The organism is Planomicrobium sp. CPCC 101110, assembly GCF_007859395.1.
GTDB lineage: Bacteria > Bacillota > Bacilli > Bacillales_A > Planococcaceae > Planococcus.
The window spans coordinates 1-19,404 of the sequence record NZ_VOHD01000003.1; the positions used below are offsets into that span (position 1 = coordinate 1).

A 19,404-nucleotide genomic window follows, 5' to 3' on the forward strand; every position below is an offset into this window, starting at 1 on the left:
AGCTCCCCGGGTTCCGCTCGACTTGCATGTATTAGGCACGCCGCCAGCGTTCGTCCTGAGCCAGGATCAAACTCTCCATTATAGAAGCTTGATTGCTCATGCTGGCGCTCGCCGTCCCGAAGGACGCACGAATCGCTTGATCTAGCCAGGCTTAATCAGTAGTTGTTTGCTCAAGCCGCCAAAGCGGCTCTCGCAGAAATTTTATTGCCGCGTTCGGAACGCGTCAATAAACTTTTGTTGACGTTTTGCTGTTCAGTTTTCAAGGTTCATGTTGTTCGTCGTCTTTAGCGACAACTTTATTAGTATACCTTTTCGGCGATTCGATGTCAACCACTTATTTCATTTCCCTGTGATGTCCATGCCGTCGTTTCTTTGGCAACTTTATTAGTATATCTACCCCACAACTTCTTGTCAATATTTTTATTAAATATTTTCAAGTCGTTTAGAGGACGCTTATTAATATAACAAATTCCGAAAGTGAAGTCAATGGTTTTAAAGCTATTTTTAAATTCCTTAATACACCATTCTACCGAGGATTTCTAAAAGTTGGTAAAATTGTCTTGGCCGACTATCTTCTATTAATAAAAACCCCCACTGAGCTCTCTCAGAGGGGGATAGCTTTATTCTTCGTCTTCTTCTGGATTTTCTTCTACATGATCCAGAGTTTCATCAGCAACAATTTCATCTTCTGTATAAACGTCAGCTTCTGCACTTTCTTCGATCAGCTGGCCTTCAACATTTTCATCAATGCCTTCTATTTCTTCTGTCTCTTCAGGAAGATCAAGATCTTTCTTCACTTTTGCAACAGTCGCAACAACTTCATCTGCTCCCAACTTGATCAAACGAACGCCTTGAGTGCTTCTTCCGGTTGTTGAGATATCGTTTACGTCCATGCGGATCAAAATACCGTTAACAGTGATGAGCATAATATCTTCTGAGCCGCTTACTGTTCGAACAGCGACCAATGGACCGTTCTTATCAGTGATCTGACAAGTTTTGATTCCCATACCGCCTCTTGTTTGGACCCGGTATTCCGATTCTTTTGTCTGTTTGCCATATCCTTTTTCTGTGATAACCAGCACGTTATCTCCTGGATCTAAAATTTCCATGCCGACAACTTGGTCGCCTTCACGCAAACGAATGCCCCGGACTCCACTTGCCGTCCGGCCCATTTCCCGGATATCGGTTTCTGGGAAGCGAATCAACGCTCCGTCTCTTGTCCCAATAACCATTTCTTTCGTGCCATCTGTCAGCTTAACAGAAATCAATTCATCTTCTTCCCGCAGACTGATGGCGATCAGTCCATTTTGGCGAATATTTGCGTAGCTTGCCAGCGGTGTACGTTTGCTGACCCCTTCACGTGTGGTAAAGAAGAAGAACGCATCTTCTTTGAACTCTTTTACGCGAATGACGGCCGTTACCTTCTCATCTTTCCCTACTTCGAGCAAGTTGACCAAAGGCAGCCCTTTAGCGGTTCGGCCATACTCAGGAATATGATAGCCCTTTTTGCGGTAAACTTTCCCTTTGTTCGTGAAGAACAAAATTGTATCGTGGGTCGACGTGTAAAGCAGATGTTCAACGAAATCATCTTCGTTGGTGCCCATTCCTTGCACGCCTCTGCCGCCTCGGTTTTGGCTGCGGAAAGTGTTGGCAGGCATCCTCTTGATATAACCGTTGTGAGTCAGCGTTAATACAGAAGCTTCCCGCGGGATTAAATCTTCATCCTCGAACATTTCTGTTCCGCCAGTAGTGATTTCTGTTCTGCGTTCGTCACTGAAGCGCTCTTTGATTTCCATCAGCTCTTCACGAATGATTTCAAGAATCCGGTATTCGTTCGCTAAAATTTCGCGAAGCTCTTCGATCAACTTCACTAGGCCCAAATATTCTTCTTCAATCTTGTCGCGCTCAAGCCCTGTCAAACGCTGAAGGCGCATATCCAAGATTGCTTGGGATTGGCGCTCAGACAAGTTGAAGTTGCTCATCAAACCGTTGCGGGCTTCTTCCGTTGTTTGGGAACCACGGATCAAAGCAATGATGGCATCGATATGGTCAAGTGCAATACGCAGCCCTTCCAAAATGTGCGCCCGGTCTTCCGCTTTCGTCAAATCGAATTGTGTCCGGCGGCGAATCACTACTTTTTGGTGTTCCAAGTAATGGAACAGAACTTCTTTCAAGCCAAGAACTTTCGGATGGCCGTCTACAAGGGCCAGCATGTTAATGCCAAAACTTGTTTGCATCGCTGTTTGTTTGTATAAATTATTCAATAAAACATTTGCGCTGGCATCTCTTCTTACTTCAATGACGATGCGCATACCGTTGCGGTCTGATTCATCGCGCAAATCAGTGATGCCCTCGATTTTTTTGTCGCGAACCAATTCCGCAATTTTTTCAATCAATCGCGCTTTGTTCACTTGATAAGGAAGCTCGTTGACGATAATGACTTCTTTGCCGTTCGGTTTTGTCTCAATTTCAGCAACTGAACGAATCATGATTGAGCCTTTGCCTGTTTCATAAGCCCGACGGATGCCGCTCCGGCCTAAAATAATCCCGCCTGTCGGGAAATCGGGCCCAGGAATCAACTCCATCAATTCTTCTGTCGTGATTGCCGGATTTTCAGCCAATGCCAAGACACCATCAATGGTTTCTCCCAAATGATGCGGAGGAATGTTGGTAGCCATTCCGACTGCAATACCGGACGTGCCATTGACTAATAAGTTCGGGAATCGGCTTGGCAAAACGATCGGTTCTTTTTCTTGGCCATCGTAGTTTTCTTTATAATCGATAGTATTTTTGTTTAAATCCCGCAATAGTTCCATTGAAATTTTTGACATTCTGGACTCGGTATAACGCATGGCCGCTGCTGCATCGCCGTCGACGGACCCGAAATTCCCGTGTCCGTCTACAAGCATATAGCGGTAACTGAAATCTTGCGCCATTCTTACCATTGTTTCGTAAACTGCGCTATCGCCGTGGGGGTGGTATTTACCAATAACATCCCCTACGATACGCGCTGATTTTTTGTATGCTTTATCCGATGTGATTCCGAGATCGTGCATAGCATAAAGAATTCGCCGGTGAACAGGTTTTAACCCGTCCCGTACATCCGGCAACGCACGTGAGACGATTACGCTCATGGCATAATCCAAAAATGACGTACGCATCTCCGTGCTGATATTTATTTCTTCTACTCCGCTGCTTGGCCGTTCCGCCATCTCTGCAGCCTCCTCTCAACTTATGATGTTTTATACATCCAAGTTCTTAACATAACGTGCGTTTTCTTCAATAAAGTTTCGGCGTGGTTCCACATCATCGCCCATAAGCATATGGAACGTTTCGTCCGCTGTCATGGCGTCCTCAAGCGTCACTTGCAATAAGGTCCGGACATCCGGATCCATTGTTGTATCCCAAAGCTGTGTGGCATTCATTTCTCCAAGTCCTTTATAACGCTGAATATTCGGTTTAGGATTGCTTGAGAGTTTTTCAAGCGCATCTTTCAATTGGGCGTCGGTATAAACGTACTCGACGTGCTTCCCTTGCTTGATCTGGAACAACGGCGGCTGAGCGATGTAAATATAGCCAGCCTCGATCAACGGGCGCATATAGCGGAAAAAGAAAGTCAAAAGCAATGTACGGATGTGTGCTCCGTCAACATCTGCATCTGTCATGATAACCACTTTGTGGTAGCGGGCTTTTTCCAATGTGAATTCTTCGCCAATTCCGGTTCCAAGAGCCGTAATGATTGCACGGATTTCAGCGTTTGATAATATTTTATCCAAACGGGCTTTTTCCACATTGAGGATTTTTCCGCGAAGCGGTAAAATCGCTTGGAAATGGCGATCACGTCCTGATTTTGCTGAGCCCCCGGCAGAATCCCCCTCAACTATATAAATCTCGCTGATTTTGGGATCTCGAGAAGAACAGTCAGCAAGTTTCCCTGGCAAACTTGACACTTCCAAGACCGATTTCCGCCGAGTAAATTCACGGGCTTTTTTCGCAGCCATCCGAGCATGGGAAGCCATGATGCCTTTTTCTACGATTTTCCGTGAGACTGATGGGTTTTCAAGAAGGAAACGTTCAAAACCAGCAGAAAATAGATTGTTGACAATCGTGCTGACTTCCGTGTTGCCCAGCTTTGTTTTGGTTTGCCCTTCAAATTGAGGATCCGGATGTTTAACTGAAATAATGGCAGTCAAACCTTCACGGACATCATCCCCAGTCAAATTTGCTTCCTGGTCTTTCAGCATGCCATTTTTCCGGCCATAATCATTAATGACTCGCGTTAAGGCAGTTTTAAAACCGGATTCGTGGGTTCCGCCTTCATGTGTATTAATGTTATTGGCAAATGAGAAGATGTTTGCCGCATAGCCGCCATTATATTGCATCGCTACTTCTACAGAGATCCCGTCTCTTTCAGATTCCACATATATCGGCTCTTCATGAAGCGGATCTTTGGATTTATTCAAATGCTCGACGTAAGATTTGATTCCGCCTTCGTAATGGTAGACGTTTTCTTTTTCTTTGCCTTCGCGTTCGTCTTTTACAACAATTTTCAAGCCTCGGTTCAAATAAGCAAGTTCACGCAAGCGCTGCGCCAAGATATCGTATTCATAAACGGTCGTTTCCTGGAAAATTTCTCCATCCGCTTTAAAACGAATAGTGGTTCCCGTATGCTCGGATTCACCGATCACATGCAGTTCTTTTGTTACAGCTCCGCGTTCGAACTTAATATAATGCCTTTTTTGATCCCGGTTAACATAAACTTCTGTAACTTCTGACAAGGCGTTCACAACAGAAGCCCCTACTCCGTGAAGCCCTCCGGATACTTTATATCCGCCGCCGCCGAATTTACCTCCGGCGTGAAGAACCGTCATGATAACTTCTACTGCTGGACGCCCCATTTTTTCCTGCATCCCGACTGGAATACCGCGTCCATTGTCTTCTACACGGATCCAGTCGCCTTTTTCAATAGTTACTTTGATTTCATCACAGTAGCCGGCAAGTGCTTCGTCGATACTGTTATCCACAATTTCCCATACTAAGTGGTGAAGCCCTTTTGAACTTGTCGAACCGATATACATTCCGGGTCTTTTACGAACAGCTTCCAATCCTTCAAGAACTTGAATCTGGTTTGCATCGTATGATTGCTGAAGACCTTTTTCTTCCATTGCCATTCCATTCACCTGCTCTTCCTCACAACATTTCTATTTCTTTTTGTTCCATTCTAGTCGTTGTTCTTATATCTTTTTCATAGTGGCTTGGGCCCAGTATCCGCTAAGGAGAACCGTATGCAAATTTGTAGGTGATGATAAATGCCCTGACTGTCCACAAAGGCTTAAGGGCCGCACTAAAGCAGCCGGCATGTATTTTTCATGGCGAATGACGGCGGCAATTTCGTTTATAAGAACAGCCTATGCATTGTGTATTTGCACGTACATAGCCCGTCATTCCTTGACAGTACCCTTGGATACTTCAAAAAGACGTGCACTTTGAATTGTTTCATGCTGGATGCCCTCAACACTGGTGGTCGTTACAAATGTTTGGACTGAGCCTTTGATGGTATTCAGCAAATGGGACTGGCGGTAATCGTCCAGTTCTGACAACACATCGTCTAGAAGCAGAACCGGCGCTTCCCCCACTTCTTGCTTGATCAGTTCGATCTCTGCAAGCTTCAATGACAAGGCAGTCGTCCGCTGCTGCCCTTGGGAGCCATAGGTTTGGACATCGTAGCCATTAACAAAAAACTGCAATTCGTCCCGATGAGGACCGACAAGTGTCAAACCCCGCTCTAATTCCCGTTTCCGTACTTCAGCTAATTTCTGCTCTAAAAAAGACGCCATTTCTTCTGACGTCCATTCGGGCTTTAAACCGCTGATTGGTTGATAGCGGATTTGAAGTTGTTCCAGCCCTCGGGAAATGCCTTGATGGATAGGCTCGGCCCATTTTTGCAGAAGGTCCATAAATTGATATCGTTTGCGGATGATTTTCACTGCAGCTTCTATAAACTGCTCTGTATAGACATCGAACATCACGTCATCAATCGACTTTTTGCCGTAGTTCTGTTTCAATATATGATTTCGCTGCTTTAGTAATTTTTGATATGTCAGTAAATCATGCAAATATAAAGGTGAAATCTGGCCAATTTCCATATCGATAAAACGCCGGCGTACTTGCGGGCTTCCTTTGACCAGGTTCAGGTCTTCAGGTGCAAACATAACCACATTCAATTGGCCGATATAGTCGCTGAGCCTTCGTTGTTCTAAATGGTTCACCTTCGCGCTTTTCCCTTTTTTCGAAAGAGTTATTTCGAGCGGCAGCTTCCCGTATTTCCGGTAAACATCAGCTTTAATTTTACCATAGTCTGTTTCCCAGCGTATCAATTCTTTATCATTGGATGCCCGATGCGATTTTGCCATGGATAACACATATAAAGATTCCATGATATTGGTTTTGCCTTGTGCATTTTCACCAATAAACACATTGATTTCAGGCGAGAAAGACAAATCAAGCGATTCGTAGTTTCTATAGTTGAAAAGCTCGAGCCGGTCAATCCGCATCGAAGCTCATGCCTTCGGCAACAACGATCCGGAATTCACCGACTTCTGGGATGCTGACTTGATCTTCTGGACGAAGTTTGCGCCCTCTGCGATCTTCCAGCTCCCCGTTGACAAAAACTTCATGTTCACTCAAGAACCATTTCGCCATTCCGCCTGAACTAATCGTATCCGTCATCTTCAATAGTTGGCCAAGAGTAATAAATTCTGTTTCAATCCCAATTTCCTTCAAAATGCACTCATCCTTCAATTCGTAGTCTATCCCTTTATTTTACTCTATTTGAGCTAAAAAGTAAAAAGGATAGCCTAGATGGCTATCCTGAGGGTCTTGATCAATTTTAATATGTTCGGACAGGAAGAATTAGCTGCAAAATGGAATCGTCCAAAGCCGATTTCAAAATGAATGGACGCATCGCTCCTGTAAATTGAATGACAACATCCTGGCCGTCGATTGCTTTCAAAGCATCCATCATGAATTTAGCGCTGAACGAGATTTTTAGTTCTTCTCCTTCAATGCTCTGCGCTTGCAGCTGTTCTTCTACTTTGCCGACTTCTGGCGAGTTTGAAGAGACTTCGACTTCACTGCCTGTATTTGCAGAAAAACGTACAACGTTGTTGCGTTCTTCGCGGGCAAGCAGCGATGCACGGTCGATTGCCTGCAAAAGTGAACGGCCATTAACGGTTACCGTTGTTTTGTATTCAGAAGGAATCAATCGGGATGTATCCGGATAATTGCCTTCCAATAAGCGTGAGAAGAACAGGATGTGTTTTGATTTGAACAAAACTTGCTGATTGGTCATAACGATCTCTACAGCTTCGGAATTGTCGTCCAGGATTTTATTTAGCTCAGTCAAGCTTTTTCCTGGAATCACAACGCTGTATTCCCCTTCCGGCAATGTTTCAAGTTTTGTTTTACGGCGTGCCAGACGGTGGCTGTCTGTAGCGACACAAACCAGTTCCCCATCCTTAACTTCCCAATGGACCCCTGTCAACACCGGACGCGTCTCAGAACTTGAAACTGCAAAAACTGTTTCACGAATAATAGTTTTCAATAAATCTGCTGGAATTGTGAATAAACGGTCATCTTGGATGTCCGGCAATTGTGGATAATCCATTGCATCCAATCCGATCAAATGGAACTCAGATTTCCCTGAACGAATGTGAGTCTGAAAATTGCCTGTAATCTCGATCTCAACTTCATTAGTCGGCAATTTACGTATGATTTCCCCGAATACTTTCGCTTGAAGGACGATGCTTCCTCCTTGAGCTACTTGAATAATTTGTTTTCCATCTTCTTCTGCCGGAATAAATGTCTGGATCGTAATATCCGAATCGCTTCCTGTTAAACGCATGCCTTCTGCTGAAACATCCATCTTAATCCCAGTCAAAATCGGAATTGTTGTTTTTGAACTTACAGCTTTCATTACATCATTCAAACCTTCGACTAATCGTTCACGCATGATTTCAAATTTCATTATTGAACCTCGCTTATATATATTTTATTTAAAGAACTTAAAACAGTAATAGTAGTAGGGGCTGTGAATATGTGGATAACTACATTTCCGCCTAATAAAAGCAGCTTATCCACATGTAGATAAAGTGTGCATAAACTGCTTTGTAAAAGTTTCGGTTATCCACAGGCCTTTACAGCTTGCTTAATGCGTTTCGGATATCTTTGACATCTTGCTGGAGCTGCTGATTGTCTTTCAGCATTTTAGAAATTTTCTCGTGGGCATGAATTACGGTCGTATGATCTCGGCCCCCGAATTCTTCCCCGATTTTAGGCAATGAAAAATCCGTCATTTCCCGTGCCAAATACATGGCCACTTGTCGTGGATAGGCAATGTCTTTTGTGCGGCGTTTTGTTTTAAAATCCTCTAATTTTACACGGAACTGTTCTCCGACAGCGTGCTGGATGTCCAAGATCGTGATCACTTTCGGTTTTGAATTCGGCATGATATCCTTCAATGCTTCTGCAGCAAGTTCTGCGCTCATATCCCGGTTGATCAGCGAAGAATAAGCGACTACCCGTATCAATGCACCTTCTAATTCACGGATATTGGAATCGATGGAATTGGCAATATACGTCATGACATCATTTGGAATATCCAGGCCATCCGCTTTCGCTTTCTTGCGCAAAATAGCAATGCGCGTTTCCAAATCAGGCGGTGTGATGTCTGTGATCAAGCCCCATTCAAAGCGGGATCTTAGGCGGTCTTCCAGTGTCGGAATTTCCTTTGGAGGCCGGTCGCTTGAAATGATGATTTGCTTCGATTCTTCATGCAACGTATTAAAGGTATGGAAAAATTCCTCTTGCGTCTGCTCTTTGCCGGCTAAAAACTGAATATCATCAATCAATAAAATGTCGACACTCCGGTATTTGTTGCGGAAATCGACCGTTTGGTTGTCGCGAATTGAGTTGATGAATTCGTTGGTGAATTTTTCCGATGACAAGTAAACCACTTTAGCATCGGGATTGTGTTCAAGGACATAATGTCCAATTGCGTGCATTAAATGTGTCTTACCTAATCCGACGCCTCCGTAAATGAACAAGGGGTTATATGCTTTTGCCGGCGCTTCCGCTACAGCGAGCGAAGCGGCATGGGCAAAACGGTTGCCGGATCCGATAACAAACGTGTCAAACGTATATTTCGGGTTCAGCATTCCTGGCAAAAATTCCTGGTGCTCATCTTGTCCTGGTTTAATACGAGGGGCTGGCAGTTGAAAATCGTCCATATCTTGATCTTTTGGCACGACAAATTTTATCAGCAGATCGTCACCGGTTGAATCCGAAAGAATTCCGGTAATTAAATGCACGTAATGGTTTTCCAACCAATCACGTGCAAAAGAATTAGGCGCTGAAATTGTGACTGTATCATTTTTATATGATAAAAGTTTTGTCGATTTTAACCAGGTTTCAAAACTAGGTTTGGAGATTTTAGTTTCAACTTGGGCTAAGACACTCGACCAAAGTTCGTCTAAGTGTTCCAATAGCTCTTCTCCTTTATATGTAAATATTTTTTTTAGTATACCATACACAAAACCACAGCCTGTGGATAACATTTGTAAACAGTCTTGGGAATAACTGTCCACACCTTATGCACAATTTGTGGATAAGTTATTTGGGGATAAAATTATGCACAAGTGAAAACAAGTCTATGTTATCAAAAATTGCGGGACATTACAAGCAGTTCCTAAACTTATCCACATTGCCGCTGTTGCGCACATTCTTTCTGTCCACAGGCAGTTTATATGTGATGAAACTGTAGATAAGGGGTGTGGATAATTTTTTCGGCGAAAAAAAGCTGCACAGGAGAGAATCAAAATTTCTGGAAGGATTGTGGATAACTGTATGTACGGAAAACTAGAGGGGATGAGGAGGCCTTGTAATAAGATATTGACATTTACTGTGCAACCCCTATATAATAGTCGAGACTGTCTTTTAGAAATAGTTAACTCATATATTAGGAGGTGTCATATATGACATTGCGCACATACCAACCAAACAAACGTAAACACAGCAAAGTACACGGCTTCAGAGCACGTATGAGCACGAAAAACGGACGCAGAGTTCTTGCAGCACGCCGTCGTAAAGGAAGAAAAGTATTATCAGCTTAAGTCCACTGACCGCATCAGTGGTCTTTTTTTCTTTTCTGCTGTATTTCAGCGAAAACGAATCAAAAATAAGCAGGTGAAGAAATGAACAAGAGCCAACGGATCAAAAAGAATAAAGAATTCCAGACAGTCTTTAAAAAAGGAAAGTCGTTCGCCAACCGCCAGTTTATCGTATATGTATTGAAAAACGAGCAGCCGGCGTTCCGGATTGGTTTATCTGTCAGCAAAAAAGTAGGAAACGCAGTTACGCGAAATCGCATCAAACGGTACATACGGCAAACATTTTTGGAACTTGAACATGATTTGCTTCCGAATGCGGATTACGTTATCATCGCCCGGCAACAGGCGGCCACCTTGGATTTCCATGAAAGCAAGAAAAGTTTGGAGCATGTATTGAAAATTGCGCGTGCTTTGCCAAAGAAGTAGCAGGCATTACAGAGGGAATGTTAGTATAGAAGTAATAGAAAAGAAGTTTGGGGGAAGAAGGTTGAATAAGCGATTATTATTGCTCGTTTCGTTAGTGGCAGTAACTTTGCTGCTAAGCGGCTGTACTGAATACAATCAGCCGATAAGCGAGTCAAGCGAAGGATTCTGGAATGAATACATCGTTTGGCCGCTCGTAGCTACGATCACGTATTTTAAAGGGCTTCTTGGAACTTATGGTTTTGCTATTATCGCTGTGACGGTCATTATCCGTTTGGTATTGCTGCCATTGATGATCAAGCAGACCCGCAGCTCGAAAAGCATGCAGGAAGCACAACCCGCTCTAAAAGCTTTGAAAGAAAAATATCCGTCAAAAGATGCTGTGACGCAACAGAAATACCAGCAGGAAATGATGGCCCTTTTTAAAGAAAAAGGAGTCAATCCGATGGCTGGCTGTTTGCCGGTATTGGTTCAAATGCCGATTTTGATTGGTTTCTACCATGCAATCAGCCGGATGAACAATACGCCGTCAATTGATCTTGGCTCGTTCCTGATTTTTCCGCTTGCTGAACCTAGCATCATTTTGGCAATCATTGCCGGTGTGATGCAATTTGTTGTTTTGCGTACCGGTCCGGCAATGGATAATCCGCAAATGAAAGCGATGATGTATTTCATGCCAATCATGATCATCGGTTTCGGTGTGGTCTTGCCATCGGCTCTGACGCTCTACTGGGTAGTGGGGAATATTGTTTCACTCATTCAAAATCTTGTAATTTACCGTCCGTGGAAGAAAAAAGAAGTAATAGCAGCAGAACCTGTTAAAAAACAACCTGTAAAAAGACAGCCTGTACAAGTAAAATCAGGGAAACCTGTTAAAACAAAAGCAGGAGGGGTTAAAAAGTGAAACAGATCACGCAAACGGGTCCAACTGTTGAACGCGCGATATCTGCAGCATTAGAAAAACTCCAAGTTACACGTGAAGACGTAACCATCCATGTGATTCAGAAAGAAAAAAAGGGATTTTTGGGTTTTGGTGCAAAAGAAGCTGAAGTGGAAGTGACCGTAAACGTCCAGGAACAGCTGCAAGTGGCTGAACAAGTGCGAGCTGCCACAGAATCCAAAGAAACTGAAGCCGTTCAAGTGGATATAATAGAAGAAGCGCCCGCTGATACAAGAGAACAGGCAATTCTCGAAACAAAAAATTATATCCAATCCATTGCCCAAGGCATGAAAATCGATGATCTGAAAATCACCCATAAGCAAAAAGGCAAGAATATCAATTTGTATTTGGAAAGTGAAAAAGTGGCTATGCTTATCGGCAAACGGGGACAAACCTTAAATTCCCTTCAGCAGCTGGCCCAACTGGTAGCAAACAAATACTCCAATCAGTTTCTGATGATCGAACTTGATGCTGAAAACTACCGTGAGCGCCGCCAAGAAACGTTAGAGCAATTGGCTGACCGGATGGCAGACAAAGCGATCCGGACAGGCGGGCGTGTTCAATTTGAGCCCATGCCTTCCTACGAACGGAAAGTGATTCACCAAGCATTGTCCCGGCGTCTCGATATCGAAACATATTCTGAAGGAAAAGATCCGAATCGGTATCTCGTTATTGAGCCGTTAAAATAATGAAGCAAGCGACTTGTGCGATGCGCAAGTCGCTTTTTTATGGAGTTCAAGAAAAAGTCATAGGAAAAGAATCTCTTAGCCTTTCGGTTTCTTCCTATTTATGCTAATGTAATACGTTAGAAAGCCATGGGCATTTATAGTTGTCCACATGTGGACAACTTTTTATCAAGGAGGGAACATCATGGAATTCGATACAATTGCTGCGATATCCACACCGAGCGGTGAAGGTGCCATAGCAATCGTCCGGTTGAGCGGTCCAGAAGCGATTAGCATTGCGGACAAAGTATTCAAAGCGCCTAGCGGGAAGCGTTTGGCGACTCAAGCAACGCATACAATCCATTATGGGCATCTGCAAGATCCGTGGACGGAGGAAGTAGTAGAAGAAGTCATGGTGTCTTTCATGAAGGGTCCAAAAACTTTTACACGCGAAGACGTGATAGAGATCAATTGCCACGGAGGGATCGTCTCCGTCAATCGGGTGCTTTCTCTTGTGCTGCGTGCCGGTGCGAGACTTGCAGAGCCCGGAGAATTTACAAAACGGGCATTTTTAAATGGCCGCATCGATTTGTCCCAAGCGGAAGCAGTCATGGATTTGATCCGCGCTAAAACGGATCGTGCGATGGACGTAGCGCTTGGCCAAATGGAAGGCCGGCTATCAAAATTGATCGGTACGCTGCGCCAGGCTTTGCTCGAATCGATTGCCCAAATGGAAGTGAACATCGATTATCCCGAATATGATGACGTGGAAGAAATGACACGTCCTATCATGCTCGAGAAATCGTTATGGGTGCGTTCTGAAATTGAACGGCTGCTCCAAACATCTTCACAAGGGAAAATTTTAAGGGAAGGGCTTTCGACGGTCATCATAGGCCGGCCGAATGTCGGAAAATCTTCTCTATTAAACAGTTTAGTGCAAGAAAATAAAGCCATCGTTACAGAAATAGCGGGAACCACCCGTGATATAATAGAAGAATACGTCAATGTCCGGGGCGTTCCGTTGAGATTGGTGGATACTGCCGGAATCCGTGAAACAGAAGATATTGTCGAACGGATCGGTGTTGAACGTTCCCGGAAAGTATTGAAAGAAGCAGATCTGATCCTTTACGTACTGAACTATTCTGAAACGCTGACAGCCGAAGACGAGCTGTTGTTTGAAGCGGTCAAGGATATGAATTATATTGTGGTCATCAATAAAACCGATTTGCCAAAGCAAATCGACCTCGAGCAAGTGAAGAAACTCGCAGGAAACAAACGGCTTGTTACAACTTCTTTGATCGAAGAAGAAGGCATCGATCAGCTTGAAGAATCGATTGCCGAATTGTTTTTCGAAGGGGAAATTGAAGCGGGGGACATGACTTATGTCTCGAATGCCCGCCATATCTCCTTGCTGCATCAAGCACATCAAACCATTTCCGATGCCATTGAAGCAGCCGAAATGGATGTGCCGGTTGACATGATTCAAATTGACGTCACTCGAACATGGGAAATTCTTGGGGAAATCATCGGTGATACCGCTGATGACGGTTTATTGAACCAATTGTTCTCCCAGTTCTGTCTAGGGAAATAAAATTCGAAGGGAATGAACGAACATGCCACAATACGAAGCAGGCACGTTCGATGTCATCGTTGTAGGCGCTGGACATGCTGGAGCGGAAGCTGCTCTGGCATCAGCGCGGATGGGCGCAAAAACGCTCGTTTTGACGATGAATCTGGATATGATCGCATTTATGCCATGCAACCCGTCAATCGGCGGGCCGGCAAAAGGCATTGTAGTACGAGAAATAGACGCGCTTGGCGGAGCCATGGGACGCGTTATCGATAAAACGCACATTCAAATGAGAATGTTGAACACGGCAAAAGGGCCAGCTGTCCGCGCACTTCGCGCACAAGCGGATAAAGTGCTTTACCAGCAAGAAATGAAACGCTTGATGGAAGAAGAGCCGAATTTGACGCTTCACCAGGGAATTGCTGAAAAGCTGATTGTGGAAGACGGCACAGTCACAGGTTTGGTCACGCAAGTTGGGGGTATTTACCGAGCCAAATCTGTTGTTATTACGACTGGCACATTCCTTCGTGGAGAAATCATCATTGGGGATCTTCGATATTCAAGCGGACCGAACAATCAGCAGCCTTCCATTAAGCTGGCTGAAAACCTGGAAGAGCTTGGATTTGAAACAGTCCGTTTCAAGACGGGAACGCCTCCGCGCATCAACAGCAACTCGATTGACTACAGCAAAACTGAAATTCAGCCTGGCGATGAAGAGCCTCGTGCATTCAGCTACGAAACGACTGAATTCATCATGGATCAACTGCCTTGCTGGTTGACCTATACAAACGAAAAAACACATCAGATTATTGATGACAATTTGCACCTTTCGCCAATGTACTCAGGCATGATTAAAGGAACAGGGCCTCGTTACTGCCCATCAATTGAAGATAAAGTTGTGCGTTTCAACGATAAGCCGCGCCATCAAATTTTCCTGGAACCAGAAGGGCGCAATACACGTGAGGTTTACGTGCAAGGCCTCTCAACCAGCTTGCCTGAACATGTACAGCGCCAGCTGCTGGAATCGATTCCAGGGCTTGAGAAAGCGGAAATGATGCGTGCGGGTTATGCGATTGAATATGACGCAATCGTTCCAACGCAGTTATGGCCTACTTTAGAGTCTAAACAAATCGAGAATCTTTACACTGCCGGCCAAATCAACGGCACTTCAGGCTATGAAGAAGCGGCAGGGCAAGGATTAATGGCGGGAATCAATGCGGCAGCGAAAGTGCTTGGAAAAGAAGAAGTTATTTTAAGCCGTTCTGAAGCTTATATCGGAGTATTGATCGATGATTTGGTGACCAAAGGAACAAATGAACCTTACCGTTTATTGACGTCGCGTGCTGAATATCGGTTATTGCTGCGCCATGACAATGCAGACATGCGCCTAACAGAAATCGGCTACAGCATCGGCATGGTAAAAGAAGAACGCTATGCTAAATTCCTTGTGAAAAAAGAACGCATCGAAACCGAGATCAAACGCCTAAGAAGCGTCATGATCAAGCCGACTGAAACAGTTCAGCAGCTGATCAAAGATGCTGGCGGCAGCGAGTTGAAAGACGGTATTCGCGGAGCGGATTTGCTGAAGCGCCCGGAAATGACTTATGACATGATTGCACAATTGACTGCATCTGAAGTGGAACTTGAAGATGAAGTGAAAGAGCAAGTGGAAATCCAAGTCAAATACGAAGGCTATATCGAGAAATCTCTTCAACAAGTTGAAAAACTCAAAAAAATGGAAAACAAAAAAATCCCGGAAAACATCGATTACCATGCGATTTCCGGTTTGGCGACAGAGGCGAAAGTCAAGCTGACTGAAGTACGGCCCCTTTCCATCGCACAGGCTTCCCGGATTTCCGGCGTAAATCCTGCTGACATTTCTATCTTGTTGGTGTATATTGAACAAGGAAGAATTGCCAAGGTTATCTAAAAAAGTTAACGAAACTTAATAAATGGGCTGGCATATACCAGCCCATTTTTACATAGAATCATAATTTGCAAAAAAGAGGGGAGAAGAAGCGGTTGAACGAACAACAATTCAAAGATGCCCTCAGTGAAAAAGGAATTCAATTGACGGAAACACAACTTGCTCAATTTCGTACTTATTATGAAGAATTGGTCGAGTGGAATGAGAAAATGAACCTTACCGCCATAACGGACCAGCCTTCTGTTTATTTGAAGCATTTTTTTGATTCGATTACGGCTGCATTCTATTTGGATTTTACGAAACCATTGAAAGTTTGTGATGTAGGGGCAGGAGCAGGGTTTCCAAGCATTCCGCTAAAAATTTGCTTTCCGGAAATTGAAGTGACGATTGTGGATTCATTAAACAAACGCATTCAATTTTTGACACATTTAAGCGAAAAACTGGCATTGTCCGGCGTACAATTTGTTCATGCTAGAGCAGAAGATTTTGGCCAGTCCGAATATCGGGAAAGTTATGATCTTGTTACTGCCCGTGCCGTAGCCCGGCTTTCTGTTCTCGCGGAGCTGTGTGTGCCACTGGTCAAAACCGGAGGACTGTTTGCAGCAATGAAGGCGGCCTCAGCTCCAGATGAACTTCAAGACGCAGAAAAAGCTCTGCAAAAACTCGGCGTAAAAAAAGAAAGCATTCATTCATTCAAATTGCCGGTTGAAGAGAGCGAACGTTATATCCAGGTTTTTAAGAAATTCAAAGATACACCCAAAAAATATCCGAGAAAACCCGGTGTGCCGAATAAAACGCCAATAATTTGATTTTTTAACAACTTTCCATCGCCAGTATTCTTGGATTCAATGTTCCACGTGAAACATTTGATTCAAGAATACGTATAAGTAAGAATGGAATGTATAGTTGTAAGCTTTTAAAAGGGTGGTGCTTGAGTTGAAGAGTCCTTTTTCCCGTTTCTTTGGGGGCAGCGATAAAGAAGATGAAACAGAAAGTACAACGGAAGTTGCAAAAGAGCAGTCGGAAGAAGTTGTAAAACTGCCGATAGAAAAAATAAGCGCAAACCAATTTCAGCCGAGAACTGTTTTTGATGAAGAGAAAATAGAAGAGTTGGCTAAGACGATCCATATGCACGGGGTTATCCAGCCGATAGTTGTACGGTCTTCAAATGAAGAAGGTTCTTATGAAATCATTGCGGGGGAGCGGCGATTTCGGGCAATGCGCTCACTGGGCTGGGAAGAAGTTCCCGCCATTGTCCGTGAACTGAGCGACAGGGAGACCGCTTCAATTGCCTTGATTGAAAACTTGCAGCGAGAAGAATTGACAGCAATCGAAGAAGCAACAGCTTATCAGAATTTGCTGGAAATCCATGAGATTACGCAAGAAGCGCTTGCACAACGGCTAGGAAAAGGGCAGTCAACTGTAGCCAACAAACTGCGGCTGCTTAAATTACCGGAAGAAATACAGAATGCCTTGTTAAGCAGAACCATTACTGAAAGGCACGCTCGCTCACTTCTTCAAGTAAAAGACAGCGAACTTCAAATGAAGCTTTTTGCGGAAACAGTTGAGCAAAATCTCAATGTCAAGCAGCTTGAAGAAAAAGTGGAAAAAGCACTTTCAACCGAAGAACCGAAAAAAGCAAAATCAAAACGCAAAGCAGTAAGCCGTGATGTAAGAATAGCAATGAATACGATCAAAGAATCTCTTAGCATGGTTGCTAAAAGCGGGATTGATGTAACAACAGAGGAAGAAGACCATGATGATTACTATCAAATCACCGTAAAAATACCAAAGAAAAAGTAATAAAAAGCTCTTTCCGTCACAGGAAAGAGCTTTTTTAATAGGAATGTAACTATAATAGAAGAAAAATTTTGATACAATAGAAAATGGACACCATTAGAAATAGCAAAAATCCTGCTTCCGCAGTAGAATGATAGAAGTAAAAAAGAAAGTTGGTGCAAGTGTGGGTAGAACAATTGCGATCGCCAATCAAAAAGGCGGCGTAGGAAAAACAACATCTTCAGTGAACTTGAGTGCCTGCCTTGCTTATTTAGGCCAAAAAGTTCTCTTAATAGATATCGATCCCCAAGGAAATGCAACAAGCGGGGTAGGGGTGAACAAAGGCGATGTGAATCAATGCATCTATGAGGTTTTGATTGATGACGTGGATATAAAAGAGACCATCATGGAAACGAAAGTAGAGAATTTGCATGTCGTACCTGCCACCATTTCTTTAGCAGGAGCCGAAATCGAATTGGTTTCCACCATTTCACGGGAAGTTCGATTGAAAAACGCATTATCAGAAGTAAAGGGCATGTATGATTATGTCATCATCGATTGCCCACCCTCACTGGGATTATTAACCATTAATTCACTGACAGCAGCAGACGCCATTATAATTCCGGTTCAATGTGAATACTATGCATTGGAAGGATTAAGCCAACTGCTCAGTACTGTTCGATTGGTGCAAAAACACTTGAACCACGATTTGATGATTGATGGTGTGTTATTGACCATGCTGGATGCTCGAACAAATCTTGGCCTCCAAGTGATCGAAGAAGTAAAAAAATATTTTCAAGATAAAGTATATCGGACAGTTATCCCACGGAATGTCCGGCTAAGCGAAGCACCAAGCCACGGGGAACCAATTATCATTTATGATCCGAAATCCAGAGGCGCAGAAGTCTATTTAGAATTGGCAAGGGAAGTGATTCGGAATGGCTAAAGGATTAGGAAAAGGCATCAACGCATTGTTCCCTGGCGAATCATTGACGCAACCAGAAGCAGAAGCAGTTACAAAGATCAGTATTGGACAATTGCGGGTAAATCCTTTCCAGCCTCGGAAAATTTTCGATAACGCTGCATTGCAGGAGTTGTCGGATTCCATAAAAGAGCATGGGATTCTGCAGCCGGTAGTTGTGCGTAAAAAAGGAAAACATTTTGAATTGGTTGTGGGGGAAAGACGTTTCCGCGCAGCCAAGTTAGCGAAATTGAAAGAAGTTCCAGCCATCATAAAAGATTTGAATGACCAGCAGATGATGGAACTTGCCATCTTGGAAAATCTGCAGCGGGAAGATTTGACCCCAATTGAAGAGGCTGAAGCCTATCAAAAATTAATGGAAGCTTTGAACCTGACGCAAGAACAATTGGCTTTTCGGTTAGGAAAAAGCCGGCCGCATATAGCCAACCATGTTCGGTTGTTGACCTTGCCTGAAAATGTCCGCCAGTTGATTTCCGACAAAAAGTTGTCGATGGGGCATGGGCGTACTTTGCTCGGATTGCGCCATAAAAAGCTAATAGCTGACACGGCTGAAAAAGTCGTCAAAGAAAACTTGAATGTCCGCCAGTTAGAAAATCTTGTCCAACGGCTGAACGAAGATGTTCCACGTGAAACAATTGAAAAGAAAAAAGATTTGTTTATAGAAGAAAAACAATCGGAATTAAGAGACCGGTTTGGAACAAATGTCCAAATTAAAAAGTCTAAAAATAAAGGGAAAATAGAAATTGAATTTTTCTCGGAAGAAGACTTGGAACGGATTTTGGAGTTGCTAAACTGACAAGTGCCTATTTTCCGCACTCCGGAAAATAGGCTCTGTTTTTGAGAGAAAAGCGAAGGCGACTGTTTAGCCCCGACAAGCGCTGGAGGGCTTGAAACTATGGCGTTTTTTGCCATAGTGGCAAGACCGAAGCGACCTCGAGGGGCTAGGAGCCGG

Annotated in this window: 16 protein-coding genes and 1 rRNA gene; 10 read left to right on the plus strand and 7 right to left on the minus strand. The window is 43.8% G+C overall.

Annotated elements, in window-relative coordinates; translation table 11 throughout:
• The 7 genes from FQV30_RS00295 to dnaA all read right to left on the minus strand — a co-directional run.
• Positions 1–82: ribosomal RNA gene (locus FQV30_RS00295) — 16S ribosomal RNA — on the minus strand; the annotation flags it as partial.
• A gap of 538 nt (positions 83–620) precedes the next feature.
• The gene (gene gyrA / locus FQV30_RS00300) at positions 621–3,212 is read right to left on the minus strand and encodes a DNA gyrase subunit A (protein WP_146498159.1); all 2,592 of its coding nucleotides are present in this window, start codon (positions 3,210–3,212) and stop codon (positions 621–623) included.
• Between the two features lie 30 nt (positions 3,213–3,242).
• Positions 3,243–5,171, minus strand: coding sequence for a DNA topoisomerase (ATP-hydrolyzing) subunit B (gyrB, locus tag FQV30_RS00305; protein ID WP_146498160.1), 1,929 nt, complete (start codon positions 5,169–5,171; stop codon positions 3,243–3,245).
• 270 nt (positions 5,172–5,441) lie between these two features.
• Positions 5,442–6,554, minus strand: a complete 1,113-nt coding sequence (recF, locus tag FQV30_RS00310) for a DNA replication/repair protein RecF (protein WP_146498161.1) — start codon at positions 6,552–6,554, stop codon at positions 5,442–5,444.
• The gene (yaaA, locus tag FQV30_RS00315) at positions 6,544–6,783 is read right to left on the minus strand and encodes a S4 domain-containing protein YaaA (protein ID WP_146497933.1); all 240 of its coding nucleotides are present in this window, start codon (positions 6,781–6,783) and stop codon (positions 6,544–6,546) included. The genes recF and yaaA overlap by 11 nt, the downstream gene beginning before the upstream one ends.
• Before the next feature lie 106 nt (positions 6,784–6,889).
• Positions 6,890–8,026 (minus strand): DNA polymerase III subunit beta, encoded by a 1,137-nt coding sequence (gene dnaN / locus FQV30_RS00320; RefSeq protein ID WP_146498162.1) that lies wholly within the window; start codon positions 8,024–8,026, stop codon positions 6,890–6,892.
• 169 nt (positions 8,027–8,195) lie between these two features.
• On the minus strand, positions 8,196–9,542 hold the full coding sequence (dnaA, locus tag FQV30_RS00325) for a chromosomal replication initiator protein DnaA (RefSeq protein ID WP_146498163.1): 1,347 nt from the start codon (positions 9,540–9,542) through the stop codon (positions 8,196–8,198).
• A gap of 489 nt (positions 9,543–10,031) precedes the next feature.
• On the opposite strand from dnaA, the gene rpmH reads away from it, so the two are divergent.
• From rpmH to FQV30_RS00375, 10 genes are all read left to right on the plus strand, one after another.
• Positions 10,032–10,169, plus strand: a complete 138-nt coding sequence (rpmH, locus tag FQV30_RS00330; RefSeq protein ID WP_106533324.1) for a 50S ribosomal protein L34 — start codon at positions 10,032–10,034, stop codon at positions 10,167–10,169.
• Positions 10,170–10,250: 81 nt separating this feature from the next.
• Positions 10,251–10,592, plus strand: a complete 342-nt coding sequence (rnpA, locus tag FQV30_RS00335) for a ribonuclease P protein component (protein ID WP_146497929.1) — start codon at positions 10,251–10,253, stop codon at positions 10,590–10,592.
• 61 nt (positions 10,593–10,653) lie between these two features.
• Positions 10,654–11,493, plus strand: a complete 840-nt coding sequence (gene yidC / locus FQV30_RS00340; RefSeq protein ID WP_146498164.1) for a membrane protein insertase YidC — start codon at positions 10,654–10,656, stop codon at positions 11,491–11,493.
• On the plus strand, positions 11,490–12,218 hold the full coding sequence (gene jag, locus FQV30_RS00345; RefSeq protein ID WP_146498165.1) for an RNA-binding cell elongation regulator Jag/EloR: 729 nt from the start codon (positions 11,490–11,492) through the stop codon (positions 12,216–12,218). The genes yidC and jag overlap by 4 nt, the downstream gene beginning before the upstream one ends.
• Positions 12,219–12,399: 181 nt before the next feature.
• Positions 12,400–13,785, plus strand: coding sequence for a tRNA uridine-5-carboxymethylaminomethyl(34) synthesis GTPase MnmE (mnmE, locus tag FQV30_RS00350; protein ID WP_146498166.1), 1,386 nt, complete (start codon positions 12,400–12,402; stop codon positions 13,783–13,785).
• Between the two features lie 22 nt (positions 13,786–13,807).
• Positions 13,808–15,694 carry a tRNA uridine-5-carboxymethylaminomethyl(34) synthesis enzyme MnmG gene (mnmG, locus tag FQV30_RS00355; RefSeq protein WP_146498167.1) on the plus strand — a complete coding sequence of 629 codons (1,887 nt, stop codon included), beginning with the start codon at positions 13,808–13,810 and terminating at the stop codon, positions 15,692–15,694.
• 92 nt (positions 15,695–15,786) lie between these two features.
• Complete coding sequence (rsmG, locus tag FQV30_RS00360) at positions 15,787–16,500, plus strand: 16S rRNA (guanine(527)-N(7))-methyltransferase RsmG (RefSeq protein WP_146498168.1); 714 nt, start codon at positions 15,787–15,789, stop codon at positions 16,498–16,500.
• Between the two features lie 127 nt (positions 16,501–16,627).
• On the plus strand, positions 16,628–17,494 hold the full coding sequence (gene noc / locus FQV30_RS00365; RefSeq protein ID WP_146498169.1) for a nucleoid occlusion protein: 867 nt from the start codon (positions 16,628–16,630) through the stop codon (positions 17,492–17,494).
• 160 nt (positions 17,495–17,654) lie between these two features.
• Positions 17,655–18,416, plus strand: a complete 762-nt coding sequence (locus tag FQV30_RS00370; protein ID WP_146498170.1) for a ParA family protein — start codon at positions 17,655–17,657, stop codon at positions 18,414–18,416.
• Positions 18,409–19,248, plus strand: a complete 840-nt coding sequence (locus FQV30_RS00375) for a ParB/RepB/Spo0J family partition protein (protein ID WP_146498171.1) — start codon at positions 18,409–18,411, stop codon at positions 19,246–19,248. Before FQV30_RS00370 ends, FQV30_RS00375 begins: the two co-directional genes overlap by 8 nt.
• The last annotated feature ends 156 nt before the right edge of the window (positions 19,249–19,404 follow it).